This window comes from Streptococcus equinus (assembly GCF_049393735.1).
GTDB lineage: Bacteria > Bacillota > Bacilli > Lactobacillales > Streptococcaceae > Streptococcus > Streptococcus equinus_G.
Map to the genome: position 1 here is coordinate 339,988 of NZ_CP185946.1, position 24,378 is coordinate 364,365.

Here is a 24,378-nt window from a genome sequence, read left to right on the forward strand (position 1 = left end):
GGATAACAACTTAAAAATAACCAAAATTTAACGCTTGAAAACAAAATGTAAATAAGTTGAAAAAAGATTTCAAAAAAGTGTTGACAGTGTAAGTTAAGTTTAGTATACTAATATAGCTGTCGCATGAGACAGCAAGAGTTTCTAAGAGGTTTTGAAAAACTTGAAAAAAGTTCTTGACAAATCCGTTTAGAAATGTTAAACTAATATAGCTGTTGTTTGAGAGAGAACGATGGCAATCAGATTTGAAACTTGTTTGAAAAAAACTTTGAAAAAAGTGTTGACAACGAGAATTAAATTTGATAGAATATAGAAGTTGTCTCGAGTGAGACAAAGACCTTTGAAAACTGAACAATACGAACCAAACGTGCGGGTTACGAAAGTAACCTGTCAAAAAACGATAAATCTGTCAGTGACAGAATGAGAACAAGATTAAATGAGAGTTTGATCCTGGCTCAGGACGAACGCTGGCGGCGTGCCTAATACATGCAAGTAGAACGCTGAAGACTTTAGCTTGCTAAAGTTGGAAGAGTTGCGAACGGGTGAGTAACGCGTAGGTAACCTGCCTACTAGCGGGGGATAACTATTGGAAACGATAGCTAATACCGCATAACAGCATTTAACACATGTTAGATGCTTGAAAGGAGCAATTGCTTCACTAGTAGATGGACCTGCGTTGTATTAGCTAGTTGGTGAGGTAACGGCTCACCAAGGCGACGATACATAGCCGACCTGAGAGGGTGATCGGCCACACTGGGACTGAGACACGGCCCAGACTCCTACGGGAGGCAGCAGTAGGGAATCTTCGGCAATGGGGGCAACCCTGACCGAGCAACGCCGCGTGAGTGAAGAAGGTTTTCGGATCGTAAAGCTCTGTTGTAAGAGAAGAACGTGTGTGAGAGTGGAAAGTTCACACAGTGACGGTAACTTACCAGAAAGGGACGGCTAACTACGTGCCAGCAGCCGCGGTAATACGTAGGTCCCGAGCGTTGTCCGGATTTATTGGGCGTAAAGCGAGCGCAGGCGGTTTAATAAGTCTGAAGTTAAAGGCAGTGGCTTAACCATTGTTCGCTTTGGAAACTGTTAGACTTGAGTGCAGAAGGGGAGAGTGGAATTCCATGTGTAGCGGTGAAATGCGTAGATATATGGAGGAACACCGGTGGCGAAAGCGGCTCTCTGGTCTGTAACTGACGCTGAGGCTCGAAAGCGTGGGGAGCAAACAGGATTAGATACCCTGGTAGTCCACGCCGTAAACGATGAGTGCTAGGTGTTAGGCCCTTTCCGGGGCTTAGTGCCGCAGCTAACGCATTAAGCACTCCGCCTGGGGAGTACGACCGCAAGGTTGAAACTCAAAGGAATTGACGGGGGCCCGCACAAGCGGTGGAGCATGTGGTTTAATTCGAAGCAACGCGAAGAACCTTACCAGGTCTTGACATCCCGATGCTATTCCTAGAGATAGGAAGTTTCTTCGGAACATCGGTGACAGGTGGTGCATGGTTGTCGTCAGCTCGTGTCGTGAGATGTTGGGTTAAGTCCCGCAACGAGCGCAACCCCTATTGTTAGTTGCCATCATTAAGTTGGGCACTCTAGCGAGACTGCCGGTAATAAACCGGAGGAAGGTGGGGATGACGTCAAATCATCATGCCCCTTATGACCTGGGCTACACACGTGCTACAATGGTTGGTACAACGAGTCGCGAGTCGGTGACGGCAAGCAAATCTCTTAAAGCCAATCTCAGTTCGGATTGTAGGCTGCAACTCGCCTACATGAAGTCGGAATCGCTAGTAATCGCGGATCAGCACGCCGCGGTGAATACGTTCCCGGGCCTTGTACACACCGCCCGTCACACCACGAGAGTTTGTAACACCCGAAGTCGGTGAGGTAACCTTTTGGAGCCAGCCGCCTAAGGTGGGATAGATGATTGGGGTGAAGTCGTAACAAGGTAGCCGTATCGGAAGGTGCGGCTGGATCACCTCCTTTCTAAGGATAAACGGAAGCACGTTTGGAGTATTGTTTAGTTTTGAGAGGTCTTGTGGGGCCTTAGCTCAGCTGGGAGAGCGCCTGCTTTGCACGCAGGAGGTCAGCGGTTCGATCCCGCTAGGCTCCATTGAATCGAAAGATTCAAAGATTGTCCATTGAAAATTGAATATCTATATCAAATTCCACGATTCAAGAAATTGAATTGTAGATAGTAACAAGAAATAAACCGAAACGCTGTGATTTAATGAGTTTAAGGTCAACAGACCAAAATAAGGTTAAGTTAATAAGGGCGCACGGTGGATGCCTTGGCACTAGAAGCCGATGAAGGACGTGACTAACGACGAAATGCTTTGGGGAGTTGTAAGTAAACATTGATCCAGAGATGTCCGAATGGGGGAACCCGGCATGTAATGCATGTCACTCATTACTGTTAAGGTAATGTAGAGGAAGACGCAGTGAACTGAAACATCTAAGTAGCTGCAGGAAGAGAAAGCAAACGCGATTGCCTTAGTAGCGGCGAGCGAAAAGGTAAGAGGGCAAACCGATGTGTTTACACATCGGGGTTGTAGGACTGCGTTGTGGGACGACAAGATTATAGAAGAATTACCTGGGAAGGTAAGCCAAAGAGAGTAACAGCCTCGTATTCGAAATAGTCTTTAACCCTAGCAGTATCCTGAGTACGGCGAGACACGAGAAATCTCGTCGGAATCTGGGAGGACCATCTCCTAACCCTAAATACTCTCTAGTGACCGATAGTGAACCAGTACCGTGAGGGAAAGGTGAAAAGCACCCCGGGAGGGGAGTGAAATAGAACCTGAAACCGTGTGCCTACAACAAGTTCGAGCCCGTTAATGGGTGAGAGCGTGCCTTTTGTAGAATGAACCGGCGAGTTACGATATGATGCGAGGTTAAGTTGAAGAGACGGAGCCGTAGGGAAACCGAGTCTTAATAGGGCGACTTAGTATCATGTCGTAGACCCGAAACCATGTGACCTACCCATGAGCAGGGTGAAGGTGAGGTAAAACTCACTGGAGGCCCGAACCAGGGCACGTTGAAAAGTGCTTGGATGACTTGTGGGTAGCGGAGAAATTCCAAACGAACTTGGAGATAGCTGGTTCTCTCCGAAATAGCTTTAGGGCTAGCGTCGATGTTAAGTCTCTTGGAGGTAGAGCACTGTTTGATTGAGGGGTCCATCCCGGATTACCAATATCAGATAAACTCCGAATGCCAACGAGATATAATCGGCAGTCAGACTGCGAGTGCTAAGATCCGTAGTCGAAAGGGAAACAGCCCAGACCACCAGCTAAGGTCCCAAAATATATGTTAAGTGGAAAAGGATGTGGGGTTGCACAGACAACTAGGATGTTAGCTTAGAAGCAGCTATTCATTCAAAGAGTGCGTAATAGCTCACTAGTCGAGTGACCCTGCGCCGAAAATGTACCGGGGCTAAAACATATTACCGAAGCTGTGGATACCTTTTAGGTATGGTAGGAGAGCGTTCTATGTGTGATGAAGGTGTACCGTGAGGAGCGCTGGAACGCATAGAAGTGAGAATGCCGGTATGAGTAGCGAAAGACAGGTGAGAATCCTGTCCACCGTATGACTAAGGTTTCCAGGGGAAGGCTCGTCCTCCCTGGGTTAGTCGGGACCTAAGGAGAGACCGAAAGGTGTATCCGATGGACAACAGGTTGATATTCCTGTACTAGAGTATATAGTGATGGAGGGACGCAGTAGGCTAACTAAAGCGTGCGATTGGAAGTGCACGTCTAAGCAGTGAGGTGTGATATGAGTCAAATGCTTATATCTATAACATTGAGCTGTGATGGGGAGCGAAGTTAAGTAGCGAAGTTAGTGATGTCACACTGCCAAGAAAAGCTTCTAGCGTTAATTATACTCTACCCGTACCGCAAACCGACACAGGTAGTCGAGGCGAGTAGCCTCAGGTGAGCGAGAGAACTCTCGTTAAGGAACTCGGCAAAATGGCCCCGTAACTTCGGGAGAAGGGGCGCTGGCTTTAAGTCAGCCGCAGTGAATAGGCCCAAGCAACTGTTTATCAAAAACACAGCTCTCTGCTAAATCGTAAGATGATGTATAGGGGGTGACGCCTGCCCGGTGCTGGAAGGTTAAGAGGAGCGCTTAGCATTAGCGAAGGTGTGAATTGAAGCCCCAGTAAACGGCGGCCGTAACTATAACGGTCCTAAGGTAGCGAAATTCCTTGTCGGGTAAGTTCCGACCCGCACGAAAGGCGTAATGATTTGGGCACTGTCTCAACGAGAGACTCGGTGAAATTTTAGTACCTGTGAAGATGCAGGTTACCCGCGACAGGACGGAAAGACCCCATGGAGCTTTACTGCAGTTTGATATTGAGTATCTGTACCACATGTACAGGATAGGTAGGAGCCTATGAAATCGGGACGCTAGTTTCGGTGGAGGCGTTGTTGGGATACTACCCTTGTGTTATGGCTACTCTAACCCAGATAGGTTATCCCTATCGGAGACAGTGTCTGACGGGCAGTTTGACTGGGGCGGTCGCCTCCTAAAAGGTAACGGAGGCGCCCAAAGGTTCCCTCAGAATGGTTGGAAATCATTCGCAGAGTGTAAAGGTATAAGGGAGCTTGACTGCGAGAGCTACAACTCGAGCAGGGACGAAAGTCGGGCTTAGTGATCCGGTGGTTCCGCATGGAAGGGCCATCGCTCAACGGATAAAAGCTACCCTGGGGATAACAGGCTTATCTCCCCCAAGAGTTCACATCGACGGGGAGGTTTGGCACCTCGATGTCGGCTCGTCGCATCCTGGGGCTGTAGTCGGTCCCAAGGGTTGGGCTGTTCGCCCATTAAAGCGGCACGCGAGCTGGGTTCAGAACGTCGTGAGACAGTTCGGTCCCTATCCGTCGCGGGCGTAGGAAATTTGAGAGGATCTGCTCCTAGTACGAGAGGACCAGAGTGGACTTACCGCTGGTGTACCAGTTGTCTTGCCAAAGGCATCGCTGGGTAGCTATGTAGGGAAGGGATAAACGCTGAAAGCATCTAAGTGTGAAGCCCACCTCAAGATGAGATTTCCCATGATTTTATATCAGTAAGAGCCCTGAGAGATGATCAGGTAGATAGGTTAGAAGTGTAAGTGTGGTGACACATGTAGCGGACTAATACTAATAGCTCGAGGACTTATCCAAAAAAGAAACGAGTCAATATTGACAGCGAGTCGGTTTCTTGTTAGAATATATAGGTATTCAATTTTGATTGGATAATCAATCATAGTTAAGTGACGATAGCCTAGGAGATACACCTGTTCCCATGCCGAACACAGAAGTTAAGCCCTAGCACGCCTGATGTAGTTGGGGGTTGCCCCCTGTTAGATATGGTAGTCGCTTAGCATTTATCCGCCATAGCTCAGTTGGTAGTAGCGCATGACTGTTAATCATGATGTCGTAGGTTCGAGTCCTACTGGCGGAGTCGTAAAGCGGTAGAGAAAGCAGCCTTCGGGTTGCTTTTTTTGTGCTTCTAAATCGTTCATTTGGACATTTTTGTCATGTTCCTTTTTCGCTTTCACTTTTATAATAAAATTACTTTCAATAAAAAGAGAAGAAGGAGTTTTATTAGATGAACTTTGAAAGCTATTTTGAAACGGTAAAACCAATTATTTTAAAATTAAGACGTCATTACTTTGTGAAATTATGGGATTATGATGACTGGATTCAGGAAGGGCGTATTGTCTTTTTCAAACTACTACAAGAGCGTCCTGAGATTATCATCAATGAGGCGAGACGATATGCCTACTTTAAAACAAAGTTTTCTAATCATGTGAAAGATGTTATTCGACATCAGGAATCCTTTAAACGTAAATTTAATCGTATGCCTTATGAAGAAATAGGTGAGATTAGTCATTGTGTCCCTCAGGTTTGTTTCCTTGAGGTGGCTGATTTTATTGCCTATCGAGATAGTTTATCTCAATTAAAAACCACTTTAAGCTCAGAAGAGCAAGAAAAGCTAGCAAAAGTGGTCAGAGGGGAACGATTTGAAGGAAAGAAAGCTTTCTTACGCCAAATTGAACCCTACTTTTCAGACTTTAAGCACTGAGAATTTGGTATTAAAAAAGAATCAGATATAACTCTGATTCTTTTTGTTTATTCACCTGCACGGAAGAAGGTTTGATATAGTGCTCTTACGGCTTCTTTTTCGTGTTCTGTTTGTGTTACAAACATGACTGAAACCTCACTTGATCCTTGTGAAATCATCTCAAGGTTGATGTGTTTTTCTGAAAGAGCTCTTGTTGCGGTAGCTGTAACCCCAATGTGGTTCTTCATATCTTCACCAACAATCATGATAATTGAAAGATTGTGTTCAATTTCAACTTCATCAACTGCAAGTTCTCGTGTAAGGTATGAAATAATTTCTTGCTCTTTAATAGGAGTTAGTTCACGTTCTCGTACGATGACTGACATGTCATCAATTCCTGTTGGAATGTGTTCCCAGCGGATATTGAGGTCTTCTAAAATTTGAAGAACTTTTCGCCCGAATCCGACTTCCCTGTTCATGAGGTATTTTGACATGTTGATACTTGCAAATTTGTCATCAGCAGCAATTCCAATAACTGGTACAGTTGGTCCGCTATGTTTAAGTGTGATTCGTGTTCCTGGGTGCTCAGGGTTGTTTGTATTTTTGATAACGAGAGGGATTTTTCCACGATAGGCTGGAATAAGAGCCTCATCATGAAGTACAGAAAATCCTGCATAAGCAAGTTCACGCATTTCTCTGTATGTCAGTTCTTGAATTGTGTGTGGTTTGTGAACAACGCCTGGGTGTGCAGCAAAAATACCATTAACATCTGTAAAGTTTTCGTACAAATCAGCTTTGACACCTGCTGCAACGATTGAGCCTGAGATGTCAGATCCTCCACGTGAGAAAGTACAAACTTGACCATCAGTTGTTACACCAAAGAATCCTGGAATCACGAGAACTTCATCAGAGTCTCGGAGTTCTTCTAGTTTATCGTAACTAGATGGGAGAATTCGTGCGTTTCCAGGTTCACTTGAAACGATAATTCCAGCTTCTTTTGGGTGAACGTAGCGTGCATTAATTCCATTTTTTCGGAAAAATTCAGCGACAAGTTTTGCATTATTATCTTCACCAGCAGCAAGGAATGTGTCATACAAGAACTTATTACATTCAATAGGGAGAGTGGCAAGATTTGTAATTGCTCCAGCAATCTTACTCATGACTGATGAGTTTAGCTCTAGTTCGTCAGCAATAGCTTGGTATCGGTTGATAATCCATTCTTGAGATGCTGTGACATCATCTCCTGAGGTATATTTTTTGTAGTATTTTATAAGAGCGTCAGTTACTTTTGTATCTTCTGAGTTTCGTTTTCCTGGTGCTGAAACAACAACAAAACGTCGTTCACTATCAGATTTCACAATATTCAAAACTTTTTTTAACTGCTCAGCCGAAGCCAGTGAACTACCACCAAATTTGATTACTTTCATGACATTCTCCACTTTTCTAAAATTTGTATACAATTATAGCAAAATTCTGAAAATTTGTCAGCAGTTTTTCAAATAAAAAGAAAGATAGTATAATAGAGGAATGGAAAATTATAAAGCAATTATTTTTGATATGGACGGGGTCTTGTTTGACACTGAGACTTTTTATTATCGACGTCGTGAAAAGTTTTTAGCAGATAAGGGAATCAGCATAAAGCACTTGCCACCAAGTTTCTTCATTGGTGGAAATATGAAGCAAATTTGGCCAGATATTCTGAGAGATGATTTTGATAAGTGGGATACAGATCAGCTACAAGTAGAATATTCTGCTTACAAAAAAGCTCATCCGCTACCTTATAAAGACTTAATCTTCGAGGATACATTTGAGGTAGTTAAAGGGTTGTTTGAAAAAGGCTACAGTTTAGGACTCGCTTCAAGCTCAACAAAGCATGACATTTTAAAAGCTCTTGAAGAAACAAATCTAAAAAATTATTTTTCAGTGATTTTATCAGGAGAAGAATTTGAAAAAGGAAAACCTCATCCTGCTATTTATCAAGAGGCAAGAAGACAATTAGGTTTTTGTAATGATGAGACTTTGGTTATTGAAGATAGTGAAAAAGGGATTCAGGCTGGAGTTTCTGCGGATTTAACTGTTTGGGCAATCGAAGATAATCTTTTTGATATGAATCAAAGGAAGGCCAGTCGATTGGTAAAAAATTTGACTCAAATTGTTGAGATTTTAGAAGAAAAAACATATTAAAAGTAGGAGTTATCCTACTTTTTTTAGATAATACTTTGATAATTTAAATATTTAAAAATCAAATTATTTTTTGAAAAAATCCTATTTTTGCTTGATTTATTGCCACATGGTGTGCTAAAATACATCTTACAAAATAGTTTTACAATCAAACTAATTTTATCGTATCCGACGGAGGTGGGGAGATGTCTTTCGATAATGTCATTTATGAAAATGGGGAAGTTGCAACTTTAACTTTGAATCGCCCTGATATTTCAAATGGGTTTAATATTCCAACATGTCAAGAAATTCTTGAAGTTTTAGAACTTGTTAAGGCAGATGATTCTGTTAAAATTCTAGTAATCAAAGCGGTTGGAAAAGTATTTTCAATTGGTGGAGACTTAGCTGAGATGCAACGTGCTGTTGAGTCTGATAATGTTGAATCTTTAGTTGAAATTGCTAGTCTTGTTAATAAAATTTCTTTTTCAATGAAAAAAATGCCGAAACCAATTATTATGAGTGTAGATGGAGCAGTTGCTGGAGCAGCGGCAAACATGGCAGTTGCAGCCGATTTTGTTGTTGCTAGTGAAAAAGCTAAATTTATTCAAGCCTTTGTTGGGGTAGGACTAGCACCTGATGCTGGTGGACTTTTCCTAATGAGCCGAGCTATTGGAACAACACGTGCTGTTCAGCTGGCAATGACTGGCGAAGGTGTTAATGCTGAAAAGGCATTTGAATACGGCATTGTTTATCGCCTCTGTGAATCAGAAAAATTAGAACGTACAACCAATCAGTTGACTAAACGTTTGCTTCGTGGCTCGATTAATTCTTATCGTGCTATCAAAGAAATGTCTTGGAAAGCACAATTTGAAGGTTGGGAGGATTATACAAAACTTGAATTACAACTTCAAGAAGAATTAGCCTTTAAGGAAGACTTCAAGGAAGGTGTTCGAGCATTTGCTGAAAAGCGTCGCCCGAAATTTTCTGGAAATTAGTGTAAATAATTGTTTGATTTTCAAATTATTTTTTCAGATTAGTTCGAAATTCCTTGCAAAATATTTTGATGTTTGATATACTTTGATTGTCAAAGTTTATTTAGGAGGTGAAATCTTGGATTATAATAGAATCAATGAGTATCTAGTAGATATTTTTAATCGTGTACAGGTTATTGAAGAGACGAGTTTGAGAACTAGTCAGTTCAGCGACGTTTCGTTAAAGGAAATGCACACCATTGAGATTATTGGTAAAAATTCTAATGTGACTCCAAGTGATATTGCACGTGAGTTGATGTTGACACTCGGTACAATAACCACTAGTTTAAATAAACTTGAGGCAAAAGGTTATATTGAAAGAAGACGTTCAAAATTAGACCGTCGTGTGGTTCATTTAACTTTAACAAAAAAAGGAAGATTATTAGATAGACTTCATCATAAGTTTCATAAGAATATGGTTTCTCATATTGCTGAAGATATGAATGAAGAAGAACTAGAAGCTCTTTTACGAGGTTTAAAAAATCTTCACAAGTTTCTTGAGGAGTTAATGTAATAATGGTATTTGCAAGAATTGCTCAGGCAGCAGCCTATGCCCCTGAACAAGTGATTACAAACGATGATTTGTCTGAAATTATGGACACCAGCGATGAATGGATTTCATCTCGCACTGGAATTAAAAGACGACATATCACTCGAGATGAAACAACTAGTGATTTAGGGACACAAGTTGCTAAGCAACTACTTTCAAAAGCTGGTTTATCAGCTGAAGACATTGATTTCATCATTGTTGCAACAATTACACCTGATAGTTTTATGCCCTCGACAGCAGCACGTATTCAAGCTAATATTGGCGCTGTTAATGCTTTTGCATTTGATATGACAGCGGCATGCAGTGGTTTTGTCTTTGCTCTTGCGACTGCAGATAAATTTATTCAATCAGGAACCTACAAAAAAGGTATCGTAATTGGTGCTGAAACCCTATCAAAAACATTAGATTGGTCAGATCGTAGTACTTCTGTGTTATTTGGAGATGGTGCAGGTGGTGTTTTACTTGAAGCATCAGATACGAAACATTTTCTAGCGGAATCTTTAAATACAGATGGTAGTCGCGGTCAAAGCTTAACTTCTGGAAAAGTTGGTTTGTCATCGCCGTTTTCTGAAAAAGAAGCCGATGATAAATTCCTTAAAATGGAAGGAAGAGCTATCTTTGATTTTGCTATCAGAGATGTGGCTAAAAGTATTAAAGCTCTTATTGATGAATCAGAGGTTTCATCAGAGGATATTGATTATTTGTTGCTTCACCAAGCTAATATTCGTATTCTAGATAAAATGGCTCGAAAAATGGATATTGATCGAGATAAGTTTTTAGCGAATATGATGGAATATGGTAATACAAGTGCGGCAAGTATCCCAATTCTTTTGGCAGAATCTGTTGATAAGGGAATTATTAAATTAGACGGCTCTCAAACAGTGCTTCTATCAGGCTTTGGTGGAGGTTTGACATGGGGAAGTCTAATTGTTAAAATCTAGTTACAAACTTGTGCATTAGCATGAGATAATTATATATATTTATTAAGGAGAATTAATCATGGCAGTATTTGAAAAAGTACAAGAAATTATCGTTGAAGAACTTGGTAAAGAAGTTGACGAAGTTAAAATGGAAACAACTTTTGATGAACTTGATGCTGATTCACTTGACGTTTTCCAAGTAATCTCAGAAATTGAAGATGCATTTGATATTCAAATCGAAACTGAAGAAGGTCTTAACACTGTAGGTGACTTGGTTGCTTACGTTGAAGAAAAAACAAAATAATAACATGGCTGGAGTTGGGATTAAAAAACTAACTCCACTATATTTAGTAGGAAGGGCTGTGGGATAAGTTGCTAATTAACGAGAACTTATCTTACTCCCTCTCTTCTTATTATGATAGTTTGACTATCAAATTATTGTTTGGTAAAGACTAAGAAGGTTTAACATGAAAACACGTATTACAGAATTATTAAATATCAAATATCCAATTTTTCAAGGTGGTATGGCATGGGTTGCCGATGGTGACTTGGCTGGTGCTGTTTCAAACGCTGGTGGTTTAGGTATTATCGGTGGTGGTAATGCACCGAAGGAAGTTGTTAAAGCGAATATTGACAAGGTTAAAAAAATTACAGACAAACCTTTTGGTGTTAATATTATGCTTTTGTCTCCATTTGTTGATGACATTGTTGATCTTGTTATTGAAGAAGGGGTTAAAGTTGTCACAACTGGTGCTGGTAATCCTGGAAAATACATGGAACGTTTCCATGAAGCAGGTATTACAGTTATTCCAGTTGTTCCTAGTGTTGCTCTTGCAAAACGTATGGAAAAACTAGGTGCTGATGCTGTTATTGCAGAAGGTATGGAAGCTGGTGGACATATTGGTAAATTGACAACAATGACTCTTGTTCGTCAAGTTGTTGATGCAGTCAATATTCCTGTTATTGGCGCAGGTGGTGTTGCTGACGGACATGGGGCAGCAGCTATCTTTATGTTAGGTGCGGAAGCTGTCCAAGTAGGAACTCGTTTTGTAGTTGCTAAAGAATCTAACGCTCACCAAAACTTTAAAGATAAAATTTTGAAAGCTAAAGACATCGATACAGTGATTTCTGCCTCTGTTGTTGGACATCCTGTTCGATCACTAAAAAATAAATTAACAACATCATATGCGCATGCTGAAAAAGATTTCTTGGCTGGTAAGAAAGCTAAAGAAGATATCGAAGTTTTGGGAGCAGGTGCATTGCGTAATGCTGTTGTTGACGGTGATGTTGTGACTGGTTCAGTCATGGCTGGCCAAATCGCAGGCTTGATTCGTAAAGAAGAAACTTGTGAAGAAATCTTAAAAGATATCTATTATGGTGCTCAAGAAGTGATTTTAGCAGAAGCTAAACGTTGGGCTGATATTGAAAAAGATTAATATTTCTATTTAAAAATCAAATTCCGTTTGGGAGGATTTAATGACAAAAACTGCCTTTTTATTTGCTGGTCAAGGGGCTCAAAAGCTTGGAATGGCAAGTGATTTATATGAAAAATACCCGATTGTTCGTGAGACTTTTGACCAAGCTAGTTCTATTCTTGGCTACAATCTTCGTGATTTAATTGATAAGGAAGAAGATAAGTTAAATCAAACACGTTATACACAACCAGCTATTTTGACAACTTCAGTTGCAATTTATCGATTGCTTCAGGAAAAAGGATTTAAAGCTGACATGGTTGCTGGGCTTTCATTAGGGGAGTATTCAGCTTTAGTGGCATCAGGGGCTTTGAGCTTTGAAGATGCTGTTGCTTTGGTAGCTAAACGTGGTGAATTTATGGAGACTGCAGCTCCAGCAGGAACTGGAAAAATGGTCGCTGTCATGAATACGGAAGCCTCATTGATTGAAGAAATTTGTCAAAAAGCTTCTATTAAAGGTGTGGTGACACCAGCTAACTATAACACACCAGCACAAATTGTGATTGGTGGTGAAACGGAAGCAGTAAATTACGCTGTTGAACTTCTTAAAGAAGCAGGTGTAAAACGCTTGATTCCGTTGAAAGTATCTGGGCCTTTCCACACAGCTTTGTTAGCGCCAGCTAGCAAACGACTTTCAGAGGTTCTTGATAAAGTAACATTTTCTGATTTTAAGGTTCCTTTGATTGGCAATACTGAAGCTAAAGTTATGGAATACAGTGATATTAAAGCTTTGCTTGCAAGACAAGTAAAAGAACCAGTCCGTTTTTACGATTCTATTGAAACAATGCGCAGACTTGGAATGACAGAAGTGATTGAAATTGGTCCAGGTAAAGTTTTGAGTGGATTTCTTCGTAAAATTGATAAAAGTATTCCAACATCATCAGTTGAGGATGAAGCAAGCTTGAGTGTTTTGCTAGAAAAATAGGAGATAGTTATGGATATCAAAGATAAAAATGTTTTTGTAACAGGATCAACCCGCGGAATTGGTTTGGCTATTGCACACCGTTTTGCAAGTCTTGGTGCCAATGTTGTTTTGAACGGACGTTCAGAAATTTCAAAAGACCTTATCGATAGTTTTAACGATTATGGTGTGAAAGTTATTGCAATTTCTGGTGACGTGTCACAATTTGATGATGCTAAACGTATGGTTGATGAAGCCATCGCAGGACTTGGTTCTGTTGATATTTTGGTTAACAATGCTGGTATTACAAATGATAAATTGATGTTGAAAATGACTGAAGCAGATTTTGAATCAGTATTAAAAGTGAATTTGACTGGTGCATTTAACATGACTCAATCAGTCTTAAAACCGATGACACGTGCTCGTCAAGGTGCTATCATCAATCTATCAAGTGTCGTTGGTTTACGAGGCAATGTAGGACAAGCAAACTACGCTGCTTCAAAAGCTGGTTTAATTGGTTTTACAAAATCAGTGGCTCGTGAAGTTGCTTCACGTGGTATTCGAGTTAATGCGATTGCTCCCGGTTTTATTGAATCAGATATGACAGATGCTATTCCTGAAAAAATGCAGGAAGCGATTTTAGCTGGCATTCCAATGAAACGTATCGGAAAAGCTGAAGAAGTGGCAACAGTAGCTAGTTTCTTAGCAGAACAAGAATACTTGACTGGGCAAGTCATTGCAATTGATGGTGGTATGGCAATGTAAACTGTTGTTTGCTTTGCTGTAATAGTTTAAAATTAGAATATACATTCTCTTAAAAGGAGACAAAAATGACATTAAATAGAGTAGTAGTAACAGGTTATGGTTTAACTTCTCCAATCGGAAATACTCCAGAAGAATTCTGGAATAATCTTCACGATGGAAAAATTGGTATCGGACCAATTACTAAATTTGATAATTCTGAAATCAAAGTTCACAACGCAGGTGAAATTCATGATTTTCCATTTGATAAATATTTTGTTCGCAAAGATAAAAATCGTATGGATCAATATTCTCTATATGCGATTTATGCAACTTTAGAAGCGCTCGAAAATGCTAAACTTGATATGGATACAGTTGACCGTGACCGTACTGGTGTTATCGTGTCATCTGGTATTGGTGGTTTGCAAGAAATGCAAGAGCAAATCATTCGTATGCACGAAAAAGGAATCAAACGTATCCAACCAATGTTCATTCCAAAAGCTTTGTCAAATATGGCTGCTGGTAATATTGCTTTGCGTATTGGTGCGCGTGGTGTATGTAAATCAATTACAACAGCTTGTGCCTCATCTAATGATGCTATTGGTGAAGCATTCCGCGAAATTAAATTTGGTTACCATGATGTTATCTTAGCTGGTGGTGCTGAATCTACAATCAACGAAATCGGTATTGGTGGTTTCAATGCGTTGACTGCTCTTTCAACAACTGAAGATCCAGCTCGTTCTGCTATTCCATTTGATAAAGATCGTAATGGTTTTGTTATGGGTGAAGGTGCCGGTGTCCTTGTTCTTGAAAGTCTAGAACATGCTCAAAAACGTGGTGCAACAATCCTAGCTGAAGTTGTTGGTTATGGTAGCAATTGTGATGCTTATCACCAAACAACTCCAACACCAGATGGATCAGGTGCTGCAAAAGCTATTGAATTGGCAATTAAAGAAGCTGGTATTTCTCCAGAAGATGTTGACTATGTTAATGCCCATGGTACTTCTACTCAAGCTAATGAAAAAGGTGAAAGTAAAGCTATCGTAACAGTTCTTGGTAAAGATGTTCCAGTTTCTTCAACAAAATCATTCACTGGTCACCTTCTTGGTGCAGCTGGTGCTGTTGAAGCTGTTGCGACAATTGAAGCAATCCGTCACAACTACATTCCAATGACTGCAGGTACACGTGAATTGTCAGAAGACATTGAAGCTAATGTAGTTTATGGACAAGGTCAAGAAGCAGAGTTGACTTACGCTATTTCAAATACATTCGGATTTGGTGGTCATAACTCTGTACTAGCATTTAAACGTTGGGAGGCGTAAGCGTGAATATTTCTGAAGTAAAAGATTTGATGGCTCAATTTGACCAGTCAAGCCTACGTGAATTTTCATTTAAAACTGCTGAATCTGAATTAACATTTAGTAAAAATGAATACACAGCACCAGTAGTGCCAGCCGCAGCTCCTGCAGCACCGGCTCCAGCTGTTTCAGTTGAAACAACTCCAGTTACTCCAGCATCTCCAGTAACAAGTGATGTTGAAGAAGCTGATACGAATATTTTTGCAGAAGGTGAAGAAGTTCCAAGTCCACTTGTGGGTGTTGCTTATCTTGCCCCTGCACCTGATAAACCAGCTTTTGTATCTGTTGGTGATGCAGTTAAAAAAGGCCAAACTTTGCTAATTATTGAAGCGATGAAAGTCATGAATGAAATCCCAGCTCCAAAAGATGGTATCGTGACTGAAATTATGGTAAATAACGAAGAAGTTGTTGAATTTGGACAAGGATTGGTACGTATTAAATGATTGATATTAAACAAATTCGTGAAGCTTTGCCACACCGTTACCCAATGCTTTTGGTTGACCGTGTGCTTGAAGTAAGTGATGATGAAATTGTTGCGGTGAAAAACGTGACAATTAATGAACCATTTTTCAATGGACATTTTCCAGAATATCCAGTCATGCCAGGTGTTCTTATCATGGAGGCACTTGCTCAAACAGCTGGTGTTTTAGAACTTTCAAAAGAAGAAAATAAAGGTAAATTGGTTTTTTATGCTGGCATGGACAAAGTGCGTTTCAAAAAACAAGTTATCCCTGGTGACCAATTAATCATGACAGCGAAATTTGTTAAACGCCGCGGTACTATTGCCGTGGTTGAGGCAAAGGCAGAAGTTGATGGTAAACTAGCAGCTTCTGGGACATTGACGTTTGCTATTGGTAGTTAAGAAAATAGTTAATACAAACTGTGACAAAAGAATTTTGATTGAAATGCTAAAGTATTTCAAATAGGAGGAAAAAGCAGACGTATGTTTAAAAAAATATTAATTGCCAATCGTGGTGAAATTGCGGTGCGAATTATTCGTGCGGCACGTGAATTGGGGATCAATACGGTAGCTGTCTATTCTGAAGCTGATAAAAATTCTTTGCATACGAATTTGGCTGATGAAGCAATTTGTATCGGTCCAGCTCGTTCGACAGATTCTTATCTTAATATGAATGCTGTCTTATCAGCAGCTATTGTAACAGGAGCTGAAGCGATTCACCCAGGATTTGGTTTTTTGAGTGAAAACTCAAAATTTGCAACCATGTGTGAGGAAATGCACATTAAATTTATCGGACCTAGCGCCGAAATTATGGATAAAATGGGTGACAAAATCAATGCGCGTGCAGAAATGATTGCAGCAAATGTTCCAGTCATTCCTGGTTCAGACGGTGAAGTCTTTACAGCGGACGAAGCGCTTGAAGTTGCTGAAAGACTTGGTTACCCTGTTATGTTGAAAGCTTCTGCTGGAGGCGGCGGAAAAGGTATTCGTAAGGTTGAATCTGCTGAAGAACTGGTACCAGCCTTTGAGTCAGCTTCACAAGAAGCATTAGCAGCATTTGGTAATGGTGCCATGTACATTGAAAAAGTCATTTACCCAGCGCGTCACATCGAAGTTCAAATCTTAGGAGACTCTCACGGAAATGTCATTCACCTTGGTGAACGTGATTGCTCTCTTCAACGTAATAACCAAAAAGTTCTTGAAGAAAGTCCGTCAATTGCAATTGGTAAGACACTACGTACTAAGATTGGTCAAGCTGCCGTTCGTGCAGCGAGTGCTGTTCATTATGAAAATGCAGGTACTATTGAGTTCTTACTTGATGAGAAAACATCTCAGTTTTATTTCATGGAAATGAACACTCGTGTTCAAGTAGAACATCCTGTAACAGAATTTGTTACTGGTGTTGATATTGTCAAAGAACAGATTCGTATTGCTGCTGGACAAGAATTATCAGTGACACAAGACGATATCACAATCACTGGTCATGCCATTGAATGTCGTATCAATGCTGAAAATCCAAAATTTAACTTTGCACCAAGTCCTGGTAAGATTACAGATTTGTACTTGCCAAGTGGTGGAGTTGGTTTGCGTGTGGATTCAGCAGTTTATCCTGGTTATACAATTCCACCGTACTATGATAGTATGATTGCAAAAATCATTGTTCATGGTGAAAATCGTTTTGATGCTTTGATGAAAATGCAACGTGCTCTTTATGAATTGGAAATTGAGGGTGTTACAACAAATGCTGAGTTTCAAATGGACTTAATTTCTGATGAGCATGTGATTGCAGGAGACTACGACACATCATTCTTAATGGAAACATTCTTGCCAAACTACAATAAGGAAAATGATTAGGAGATTTCATGGCTTTATTTAGTAAAAAAGATAAGTACATTCGAATTACTCCCAACAACTCTTTAAATCAAGGCGCACCGCGTGAGGTTCCAGAAGTCCCTGATGAATTATTTGCTAAATGTCCTGCGTGTAAGCACATGATTTATCAAAAAGATTTAGGTGTTGCTAAGATTTGTCCATCTTGTTCTTACAATTTCCGTATTTCTGCAAAAGAGCGTCTAGCTATCACGGTAGATGAAGGAAGTTTCGAAGAATTATTTACAGGACTTGAAACAAAAGACCCGCTTAAATTCCCAGGTTATCAAGAAAAACTGGCTAAGATGCGTGAAAAAACAGGTCTTGAAGAAGCTGTTTTAACAGGTAAAGCCTTGATTAAAGGTGAAAAAGTTGCTCTTGCCATCATGGATTCGAATTTTATCATGGCTTCAATGGGAACGGTTGTTGGTGAAAAAATCACACGTTTGTTTGAATTAGCGATTGAAGAAAAATTGCCAGTTGTTATTTTCACAGCATCAGGTGGTGCTCGTATGCAAGAAGGTATTATGAGCTTGATGCAAATGGCAAAAATTTCAGCGGCAGTTAAACGCCATTCTGAAGCTGGTTTGTTTTATTTGACAATCTTGACTGATCCTACAACAGGAGGGGTGACAGCAAGTTTTGCAATGGAAGGTGATATTATTTTAGCAGAGCCTCAAGCTTTGGTCGGCTTTGCAGGTCGCCGTGTGATCGAAACAACAGTACGAGAAAACTTACCTGAGGACTTCCAAAGAGCTGAATTCCTTTTGGAACATGGTTTTGTCGATGCTATTGTTAAACGTACTGAAATGCCTGAAACTATTGCAAAATTAGTCGCATTCCATGGAGGTGCCAAATGAGTGACGTATCAAGAATTTTGAAAGAAGCGCGTGATCAAGGACGTTTGACAACCTTAGAATATGCGGATTTAATTTTTGATGATTTCATGGAACTTCATGGAGATCGTCATTTCGCAGACGATGGTGCAATCGTTGGGGGAATTGCTCGTCTTGCAGGTCGTCCCGTGACAGTGATTGGTATTCAAAAAGGGAAAAATTTACAGGAGAATTTAAAACGCAATTTCGGTCAGCCAAATCCTGAAGGTTATCGTAAAGCTCTTCGTTTGATGAAGCAAGCTGAAAAATTCGGCCGTCCAGTCGTTACTTTTATTAATACTGCTGGTGCTTATCCAGGTGTTGGTGCAGAAGAACGCGGACAAGGTGAGGCGATTGCACGTAATTTACTTGAAATGAGTGACCTTAAAGTACCGATTATTGCTATTATTATTGGTGAAGGTGGTTCTGGAGGCGCTCTTGCACTTGCTGTGGCCGATAAGGTATGGATGCTTGAACATAGCATGTACGCTATTTTGAGCCCAGAAGGTTTTGCATCAATTCTTTGGAAAGATGGTTCACGAGCAACTGAGGCTGCAGAATTGATGAAAATTACTGCTGGAGAACTTTACAACATGGATGTTGTTGATAAAGTCATTCCAGAGCACGGTTATTTTTCAAGTGAAATCGTTGAAATGATTAAAACAAATCTGATTACTGAATTAGATGAGCTTAGCAAGTTGCCATTAGAAGTGCTTCTTGAAAATCGTTATCAACGTTTTAGAAAATTTTAAAAATCCCACATTGTACTAACCTCAAGTCAAAGAAATATTTTCCTTGATTTTGAGGATGGTCCAAAGGGGATTTTTTCTTATTAAAAAACTGCTAATCATTGATTAGCAGTTTTTATTATTATTTAGGTGAGATAACGTCAACGCCACCCATGTATGGACGAAGAACTTCTGGGATTGTTACAGAACCATCTTCGTTTTGGTAGTTTTCAAGGATTGCAGCGACCGTACGTCCAACAGCAAGACCTGAACCGTTAAGAGTGTGAAGAAGTTTAACTTTTCCATCAGCTTCATCACGGTAGCGGATTTGAGCACGACGTGCTTGGAAGTCTTCTGTGTTTGAGCAGCTTGAGATTTCACGGTAAGTGTTTTGTGCTGGAATCCAAACTTCTAGGTCGTAAGTTTTAGCAGCTGAGAATCCCATATCTCCAGTACATAGTGTGATAACACGGTATGGAAGACCAAGTTTTTGAAGGATGTTTTCAGCATTGACAACCATTTTTTCCAATTCATCGTATGAAGTTTCTGGTTTAGAGAATTTAACCATTTCAACTTTGTGGAATTGGTGAAGACGAATCAAACCACGAGTGTCACGACCAGCAGAACCAGCTTCTGAACGGAATGATGGGCTCATTGCTGTGAAGTAAACTGGAAGTTCTTTACCGTCAAGGATTTCACCACGGTAGTAGTTTGTAAGAGGAACTTCAGCAGTTGGGATAAGAACGTAGTCAGAATCAGCTAATTCAAATGTGTCTTCTTTGAATTTTGGATATTGACCAGTACCAAACATTGAGTCATGGTTTACCATGTATGGAGGAATAACTTCTGTGTAACCTTCCTTAGCGTGTTCATCCAACATGAAGTTGTAGATGGCACGTTCTAGGCGAGCTCCAAGTCCTTTGTAGAATAGGAAGCGAGAACCAGTAACTTTTGCACCACGTTCCCAGTCAAGGATGTCAAGATCTTCACCAAGATCCCAGTGAGCTTTAATGTCAAAGTTGAATTCACGAGGTGTGCCCCAACGACGTACTTCAACGTTTTCATCTTCGTCAGCACCGACAGGAACATCAGCAGCTGGGATGTTTGGAAGTGTTGCTGTGAATTCAGATAATTTTTCATCGATTTCAGCAAGTTCAGCGTCAGTAGCTTTGATGTCTGCTGACAATTTTTGCATTGCAGCGATTTGTTCAGAAGCGTCTTCTTTGTTGCGTTTTGCTTGTGCAATAGCTGCAGAAGTTGTGTTACGTTCAGCTTTAGCTGATTCTGATTTGATTAGCAATTCACGACGTTTGTCGTCAAGTTCTTTAAGTTCAGCAAGTTTTTCAGCAGCAACGCCACGTGTAGCCAATTTTTTAGCTACTTCATCGAAATCGTTGCGGATGCGTTTGATGTCTAACATAAATTTCCTCCAAGTGTTTTTGGTGTTCACATGACTTGATAATCAAGATGAACAAAAAGCACAGCATGTTAACTGCTGGAGCGCAAATGCGCGGTTCCATCCAGCTTCACATACTGTGCACTTAATTTTCTATTTAATTGAATTAACGGTAGAATTTCAGAATTATCACTCTATCTGCTCGCAGCAACCGCAGACTTTCTGGAAAAGCTCAATTCCTACTTATCCGTACTAACTATTATACTAGATTTATTTCTTTTTGACAAATCTTGATAGCCTTTTTAAGATAACTTGAACAAGAGTCAACATGCGAACAACTTTGTCATTTCCAATGTGTTTGCGAGCCACTTTTAGGATTTTTCCTGAGTCTTTTGAGGCAAAAAGAAATTTTCCTTTATCAGTGAAAACTTCAAAGTGACGGCTGACTTTGTTGTGAGATACGTTAGCACCGATTTTTTCGATGTTTTCCCAAGGAATTTGAATATAGTCCTCAACGTTAGCATCACTGTAAAATTCAAGACCTTTATCGCCAAGAAGGAACTTTCCGACTTTTCCTCCCATGCCAAGATAAGAAACGCCAGTAGTTGTTAATTCAACGGTAGAATTAATTGATTGTGCCATGTAATCTCCTCTGAGTTTGCTTTTAGTTTATTATAACATAATAAAAAAAGAAGGACCGAAATCCTTCCTTTCTTTTATTACATGATTCCGAAGAAGCGAGCTACGATACCCACAACGAACAATGCAATAATGATTGTAATTGGTGAAACTTTTTTCTTAAGCAACCACATGCAAAGGAATGTAAGAAGAAGTCCCATCAAACCAGGAATCAATGAATCCAATTGAGCTTGAAGTGTGTTAGTTTTTTCAGCTGATAGGCTAAGTCCATCGGCCACTTTACCAAGAATACCTTGTAGTTCAGTACCAGTTACATTTCCTTTAGGGAATTCGATGTAAGCACCTTCTGAAAGTTTAGTTGAAGGAAGTTGTACAGCGAAAGTAATTGATACCCAACGTTCAACAAGAACGGCTAGGATGAACATACCAAGGATTGAAGCACCTTTAGTGATTTTTTGGATGATACCACCTGAAAGGTCTTTAGTGATTTCAGAACCAGCACGGTAACCAAGTTCTTGAGTGTACCACAAGAATGCCATACGGATGATGTTCCATCCAAAGAAGAATAGAAGTGGACCTACGATGTTACCTGCCATAGCAAGTGAAGCACCAAGAGCACCAAGAATAGGACGAACTGTAAACCAGAAGACTGGGTCACCAACACCAGCAAGAGGTCCCATCATACCGATTTTAACCCCTTGGATAGCTGTGTCATCAATTTCAGCACCATTTGCACGTTCTTCTTCAAGTGCAAGTGTTACCCCCATGATAGGAGCAGCAACGTATGGGTGAGTATTGAAGAATTCCAAGTGACGTTCAAGAGCAGCAGCTCGGTCTTCTTTAGTTGTATAAAGTTTTTTGATGGCAGGAATCAAAGCATATGCCCAACCTAAGTTTTGCATACGTTCGTAGTTCCAAGAACCTTGAAGGAAAGTAGAACGCCACCAAACTTTTTGACGATCAGATTTTGATAATTGAAGTTTTTCAGCCATGTTTGTACCCCTTTCTTAGTAGTCTTCCAAGATATCGCCGATTGGGTCGCCAGAACCTGAAATAGTTCCACCACCGTTACCACCTTTTTCAGAAAGGTTAAGGTAGATGAATGCAAGAGCAACACCAATTGTACCAAGGGCGATAAGAGTAAGGTCAGAGATAGCAGCTACGGCAAAACCGATAGCGAAGAATGGCCATACTTCACTTGTAGCCATCATGTTGATAACCATAGCGTAACCTACGGCAACAACCATACCACCACCGACAGCCATACCACCTGACAACCAGTCTGGCATAGCGTTAAGTACAGCTTGTACTGCTGAAGTTGGAACTGCAAGAAGAAGAGCAGCAGGAACAGCAATACGAAGACCTTGAAGGAATAGAGCAATCAAGTGAGTACGTTCAACTGCAGCGATGTTACCATCTTTAGCGGCAGCGTCAGCACCGTGAACAAGGGCAACAGAAGCAGTACGAACAAGCATAGTAAGGAAAAGACCCGCTACGGCAAGAGGAATAGCTGTTGCTGTTGCAACTGCGATACCTTTAGTTGTGAAGTCTCCACCTTTAACCATGATAATGGCAGCCGCTACAGAAGCAAGAGCAGCATCTGGTGCAACAGCGGCACCGATGTTAGCCCAACCAAGAGCGATCATTTGAAGAGAACCACCAAGGATGATACCTGCTTCAAGGTTACCAGTTACAAGACCGATAAGAGTACAAGCAACTAGTGGTTGGTGGAATTGGAATTCGTCAAGGATACCTTCAAGTCCAGCGAAGAAGGCAACTACAACGACTAAAATCATAGAAATAACTGACATTATTCTAGTTCCTTTCGTTTATAAAAGTTTTCAATGTGCAATTGTAAGCCAGAAACCACGGCTTACGTTTTTGGATAAAAACAGGAATTTAAATCGTCTAACGGCAGATGAAAGCCCTTTATAGAAACGCTTTCTTTTTGTTGCTGCCGAAAGCTCGATTTAAAAATTATTGAACGTTTGCTTTTTTAATCAAGTCAAACAAGTCTTTTTTAGAATCATTAGGGACTTTACGAACATCGAATGTTACGCCAAGATCACGTAATTTTTCAAATGTGGCAACATCATCTTTGTCCATTGACAATACGTTGTTAACCATTGTTTTACCTGTTGAGTGAGCCATTGAACCAACGTTAAGTTCTTTAATTGGCACACCGCCTTCGATAGCTTGGAGAGCTTCTTGAGGTGTTTCAAACAAGATAAGTGCGTGTGTGTTACCAAAACGAGGGTCTTTAGCTGCTTCAATCAATTTTCTGATTGGAACAACATTTGCTTTAACACCGTTTGGTGCAGCTTGTTTGATCAAGCCTTTACGCAATTCGTCTTTAGATACTGTATCAGATGCAACGATGATACGGTCAGCTTTAGAAGCTGGTGTCCAGTTTGTTGCAACTTGTCCGTGAAGAAGACGTGTGTCAATACGAGCGAGGTTAATTTTGAGTTTACCATCACCGATGACAGTTCCTTCAGGGATAGCACCTTGAGGAGCAGCTTGTGCGGCAGGCGCAGCAGCTGTTTCAGCTGGGTTGAGTTCTTCAGGAAGTGCTTTAACACCATCTTTAGACTCTTTAATGATATTTGCGGCAACTTGTTCAACACCTGCATTAGCGTCCATCATGCGCTCAGTGTAGGCTTGGATAAGCATTGGCAAATTAAGACCTGTAATGATAGCCATCTTGCGGTCTGGGTTTTCACCCATAACGCGACTAGCTTGGTTAAATGGAGAACCACTCCAAAGGTCAGCTAGTACGAGGATTTCATCATCAGCATCAAATTGTGCGATAGCATCGTTGAAGTGTGCGTATAAATCATCTGGTCCTTCACTTGGCATGAAAGTGACAACTTGAACTTTCTCTTGGTCACCAAAGATCATAGAACCTGATTGATGAATACCTTCAGCGAATTTACCATGGCTGGCAATAATAATACCGATACCCATTCTTGTTCTTCCTCCTTATGATTATTTTTCGTTGAAACAAAAAAGAATAATCTCCTTCCAAGCAAGCTTGGCAATTCTTTTCCGTTCCAAGGAAATTTTAAGAACGATATTATTGTAAAACGTTTTCACAAAAAAAGCAATAGCTTTTTGAGAAAAAATAACACAAATCATGAAAAATTTTCAGAAACTCGCAAAATAAAGCGATTAAATTGTGCTAAATACAAAATAATGTTCGGGTAAAACGGTCTATTTTTTGTAAAATTAATGAAAATGTTTTG

General features: G+C 40.5%; 21 protein-coding genes, 2 tRNA genes and 3 rRNA genes. 20 read left to right on the forward strand and 6 right to left on the reverse strand.

The features are described 5' to 3' along the window. The first annotated feature begins 429 nt into the window (after positions 1-429). From ACNTMY_RS01805 to ACNTMY_RS01830, 6 genes are all read left to right on the forward strand, one after another. Positions 430-1,977 (forward strand): 16S ribosomal RNA (locus ACNTMY_RS01805). 54 nt (positions 1,978-2,031) lie between these two features. Then, positions 2,032-2,104 (forward strand) — tRNA-Ala (locus ACNTMY_RS01810). A 146-nt stretch (positions 2,105-2,250) separates the two neighbouring features. Then, positions 2,251-5,150: ribosomal RNA gene (locus ACNTMY_RS01815) — 23S ribosomal RNA — on the forward strand. An 85-nt stretch (positions 5,151-5,235) separates the two neighbouring features. Continuing rightward, positions 5,236-5,351 (forward strand): 5S ribosomal RNA (gene rrf / locus ACNTMY_RS01820). The 16S, 23S and 5S rRNA genes sit together here with 2 tRNA genes alongside, the layout of an rRNA operon. Before the next feature lie 5 nt (positions 5,352-5,356). Further along, a tRNA-Asn gene (locus ACNTMY_RS01825) sits at positions 5,357-5,430 on the forward strand. A 147-nt stretch (positions 5,431-5,577) separates the two neighbouring features. Beyond that, positions 5,578-6,054 carry a sigma-70 family RNA polymerase sigma factor gene (locus tag ACNTMY_RS01830; protein WP_423216406.1) on the forward strand — a complete coding sequence of 159 codons (477 nt, stop codon included), beginning with the start codon at positions 5,578-5,580 and terminating at the stop codon, positions 6,052-6,054. 47 nt (positions 6,055-6,101) lie between these two features. On the opposite strand, the gene ACNTMY_RS01835 is transcribed toward ACNTMY_RS01830, so the two are convergent. After that, the gene (locus ACNTMY_RS01835; RefSeq protein ID WP_423216431.1) at positions 6,102-7,460 is read right to left on the reverse strand and encodes an aspartate kinase; all 1,359 of its coding nucleotides are present in this window, start codon (positions 7,458-7,460) and stop codon (positions 6,102-6,104) included. A 100-nt stretch (positions 7,461-7,560) separates the two neighbouring features. Between ACNTMY_RS01835 and ACNTMY_RS01840 the strand changes: the two genes are divergently transcribed. The 14 genes from ACNTMY_RS01840 to ACNTMY_RS01905 all read left to right on the forward strand — a co-directional run bounded on the left by ACNTMY_RS01840 (position 7,561) and on the right by ACNTMY_RS01905 (position 19,122). After that, positions 7,561-8,217: an HAD family hydrolase gene (locus ACNTMY_RS01840; protein ID WP_423216432.1), complete on the forward strand. Its 657-nt coding sequence runs from the start codon at positions 7,561-7,563 to the stop codon at positions 8,215-8,217. A 182-nt stretch (positions 8,218-8,399) separates the two neighbouring features. Further along, entirely contained in the window at positions 8,400-9,188 is a 789-nt protein-coding gene (locus tag ACNTMY_RS01845) for an enoyl-CoA hydratase (protein WP_423216433.1), read from the forward strand. A gap of 115 nt (positions 9,189-9,303) precedes the next feature. Beyond that, complete coding sequence (locus tag ACNTMY_RS01850) at positions 9,304-9,738, forward strand: MarR family winged helix-turn-helix transcriptional regulator (RefSeq protein ID WP_423216434.1); 435 nt, start codon at positions 9,304-9,306, stop codon at positions 9,736-9,738. A gap of 2 nt (positions 9,739-9,740) precedes the next feature. Then, complete coding sequence (locus ACNTMY_RS01855; protein WP_423216435.1) at positions 9,741-10,715, forward strand: beta-ketoacyl-ACP synthase III; 975 nt, start codon at positions 9,741-9,743, stop codon at positions 10,713-10,715. A 58-nt stretch (positions 10,716-10,773) separates the two neighbouring features. Next, the gene (locus tag ACNTMY_RS01860) at positions 10,774-10,998 is read left to right on the forward strand and encodes an acyl carrier protein (RefSeq protein WP_003067534.1); all 225 of its coding nucleotides are present in this window, start codon (positions 10,774-10,776) and stop codon (positions 10,996-10,998) included. A 163-nt stretch (positions 10,999-11,161) separates the two neighbouring features. Then, complete coding sequence (gene fabK, locus ACNTMY_RS01865) at positions 11,162-12,130, forward strand: enoyl-[acyl-carrier-protein] reductase FabK (protein ID WP_024344591.1); 969 nt, start codon at positions 11,162-11,164, stop codon at positions 12,128-12,130. Between the two features lie 40 nt (positions 12,131-12,170). Then, positions 12,171-13,091, forward strand: coding sequence for an ACP S-malonyltransferase (gene fabD, locus ACNTMY_RS01870; protein ID WP_134775897.1), 921 nt, complete (start codon positions 12,171-12,173; stop codon positions 13,089-13,091). A gap of 9 nt (positions 13,092-13,100) precedes the next feature. Continuing rightward, positions 13,101-13,832, forward strand: coding sequence for a 3-oxoacyl-[acyl-carrier-protein] reductase (fabG, locus tag ACNTMY_RS01875; protein WP_423216436.1), 732 nt, complete (start codon positions 13,101-13,103; stop codon positions 13,830-13,832). A gap of 65 nt (positions 13,833-13,897) precedes the next feature. Beyond that, positions 13,898-15,130, forward strand: coding sequence for a beta-ketoacyl-ACP synthase II (fabF, locus tag ACNTMY_RS01880; RefSeq protein ID WP_021141690.1), 1,233 nt, complete (start codon positions 13,898-13,900; stop codon positions 15,128-15,130). Between the two features lie 2 nt (positions 15,131-15,132). Then, positions 15,133-15,609 (forward strand): acetyl-CoA carboxylase biotin carboxyl carrier protein, encoded by a 477-nt coding sequence (gene accB / locus ACNTMY_RS01885; protein WP_423216437.1) that lies wholly within the window; start codon positions 15,133-15,135, stop codon positions 15,607-15,609. Continuing rightward, positions 15,606-16,028: a 3-hydroxyacyl-ACP dehydratase FabZ gene (gene fabZ / locus ACNTMY_RS01890; RefSeq protein WP_420543773.1), complete on the forward strand. Its 423-nt coding sequence runs from the start codon at positions 15,606-15,608 to the stop codon at positions 16,026-16,028. Before accB ends, fabZ begins: the two co-directional genes overlap by 4 nt. An 81-nt stretch (positions 16,029-16,109) precedes the next feature. Continuing rightward, positions 16,110-17,480, forward strand: coding sequence for an acetyl-CoA carboxylase biotin carboxylase subunit (locus tag ACNTMY_RS01895; RefSeq protein ID WP_024344594.1), 1,371 nt, complete (start codon positions 16,110-16,112; stop codon positions 17,478-17,480). A gap of 8 nt (positions 17,481-17,488) precedes the next feature. Beyond that, positions 17,489-18,355 (forward strand): acetyl-CoA carboxylase, carboxyltransferase subunit beta, encoded by an 867-nt coding sequence (gene accD / locus ACNTMY_RS01900; RefSeq protein WP_423216438.1) that lies wholly within the window; start codon positions 17,489-17,491, stop codon positions 18,353-18,355. After that, positions 18,352-19,122, forward strand: a complete 771-nt coding sequence (locus ACNTMY_RS01905) for an acetyl-CoA carboxylase carboxyl transferase subunit alpha (protein WP_423216439.1) — start codon at positions 18,352-18,354, stop codon at positions 19,120-19,122. The genes accD and ACNTMY_RS01905 overlap by 4 nt, the downstream gene beginning before the upstream one ends. A 118-nt stretch (positions 19,123-19,240) precedes the next feature. On the opposite strand, the gene serS is transcribed toward ACNTMY_RS01905, so the two are convergent. The 5 genes from serS to ACNTMY_RS01930 form a co-directional block, all read right to left on the reverse strand. Continuing rightward, positions 19,241-20,518, reverse strand: coding sequence for a serine--tRNA ligase (serS, locus tag ACNTMY_RS01910; RefSeq protein ID WP_423216440.1), 1,278 nt, complete (start codon positions 20,516-20,518; stop codon positions 19,241-19,243). A 246-nt stretch (positions 20,519-20,764) separates the two neighbouring features. Continuing rightward, positions 20,765-21,136: a DUF956 family protein gene (locus ACNTMY_RS01915; RefSeq protein ID WP_024344595.1), complete on the reverse strand. Its 372-nt coding sequence runs from the start codon at positions 21,134-21,136 to the stop codon at positions 20,765-20,767. A gap of 77 nt (positions 21,137-21,213) precedes the next feature. After that, positions 21,214-22,125 carry a PTS system mannose/fructose/sorbose family transporter subunit IID gene (locus ACNTMY_RS01920; protein ID WP_074480759.1) on the reverse strand — a complete coding sequence of 304 codons (912 nt, stop codon included), beginning with the start codon at positions 22,123-22,125 and terminating at the stop codon, positions 21,214-21,216. Positions 22,126-22,140: 15 nt separating this feature from the next. Beyond that, positions 22,141-22,944 carry a PTS mannose/fructose/sorbose transporter subunit IIC gene (locus ACNTMY_RS01925; protein ID WP_423216441.1) on the reverse strand — a complete coding sequence of 268 codons (804 nt, stop codon included), beginning with the start codon at positions 22,942-22,944 and terminating at the stop codon, positions 22,141-22,143. Positions 22,945-23,110: 166 nt separating this feature from the next. Next, complete coding sequence (locus ACNTMY_RS01930) at positions 23,111-24,100, reverse strand: PTS sugar transporter subunit IIB (protein WP_423216442.1); 990 nt, start codon at positions 24,098-24,100, stop codon at positions 23,111-23,113. Positions 24,101-24,378: the final 278 nt, after the last annotated feature.

Excerpts from the sequence above, each read along its gene's own strand:
- ACNTMY_RS01830 (WP_423216406.1), top strand. The coding sequence starts at position 5,578 with ATGAACTTTGAAAGCTATTTTGAAACGGTAAAACCAATTATTTTAAAA.
- ACNTMY_RS01835 (WP_423216431.1), bottom strand. The coding sequence starts at position 7,460 with ATGAAAGTAATCAAATTTGGTGGTAGTTCACTGGCTTCGGCTGAGCAG.
- ACNTMY_RS01840 (WP_423216432.1), top strand. The coding sequence starts at position 7,561 with ATGGAAAATTATAAAGCAATTATTTTTGATATGGACGGGGTCTTGTTT.
- ACNTMY_RS01845 (WP_423216433.1), top strand. The coding sequence starts at position 8,400 with ATGTCTTTCGATAATGTCATTTATGAAAATGGGGAAGTTGCAACTTTA.
- ACNTMY_RS01855 (WP_423216435.1), top strand. The coding sequence starts at position 9,741 with ATGGTATTTGCAAGAATTGCTCAGGCAGCAGCCTATGCCCCTGAACAA.
- ACNTMY_RS01860 (WP_003067534.1), top strand. The coding sequence starts at position 10,774 with ATGGCAGTATTTGAAAAAGTACAAGAAATTATCGTTGAAGAACTTGGT.
- fabK (WP_024344591.1), top strand. The coding sequence starts at position 11,162 with ATGAAAACACGTATTACAGAATTATTAAATATCAAATATCCAATTTTT.
- fabD (WP_134775897.1), top strand. The coding sequence starts at position 12,171 with ATGACAAAAACTGCCTTTTTATTTGCTGGTCAAGGGGCTCAAAAGCTT.
- fabG (WP_423216436.1), top strand. The coding sequence starts at position 13,101 with ATGGATATCAAAGATAAAAATGTTTTTGTAACAGGATCAACCCGCGGA.
- fabF (WP_021141690.1), top strand. The coding sequence starts at position 13,898 with ATGACATTAAATAGAGTAGTAGTAACAGGTTATGGTTTAACTTCTCCA.
- fabZ (WP_420543773.1), top strand. The coding sequence starts at position 15,606 with ATGATTGATATTAAACAAATTCGTGAAGCTTTGCCACACCGTTACCCA.
- ACNTMY_RS01895 (WP_024344594.1), top strand. The coding sequence starts at position 16,110 with ATGTTTAAAAAAATATTAATTGCCAATCGTGGTGAAATTGCGGTGCGA.
- accD (WP_423216438.1), top strand. The coding sequence starts at position 17,489 with ATGGCTTTATTTAGTAAAAAAGATAAGTACATTCGAATTACTCCCAAC.
- ACNTMY_RS01905 (WP_423216439.1), top strand. The coding sequence starts at position 18,352 with ATGAGTGACGTATCAAGAATTTTGAAAGAAGCGCGTGATCAAGGACGT.
- serS (WP_423216440.1), bottom strand. The coding sequence starts at position 20,518 with ATGTTAGACATCAAACGCATCCGCAACGATTTCGATGAAGTAGCTAAA.
- ACNTMY_RS01915 (WP_024344595.1), bottom strand. The coding sequence starts at position 21,136 with ATGGCACAATCAATTAATTCTACCGTTGAATTAACAACTACTGGCGTT.
- ACNTMY_RS01920 (WP_074480759.1), bottom strand. The coding sequence starts at position 22,125 with ATGGCTGAAAAACTTCAATTATCAAAATCTGATCGTCAAAAAGTTTGG.
- ACNTMY_RS01925 (WP_423216441.1), bottom strand. The coding sequence starts at position 22,944 with ATGTCAGTTATTTCTATGATTTTAGTCGTTGTAGTTGCCTTCTTCGCT.
- ACNTMY_RS01930 (WP_423216442.1), bottom strand. The coding sequence starts at position 24,100 with ATGGGTATCGGTATTATTATTGCCAGCCATGGTAAATTCGCTGAAGGT.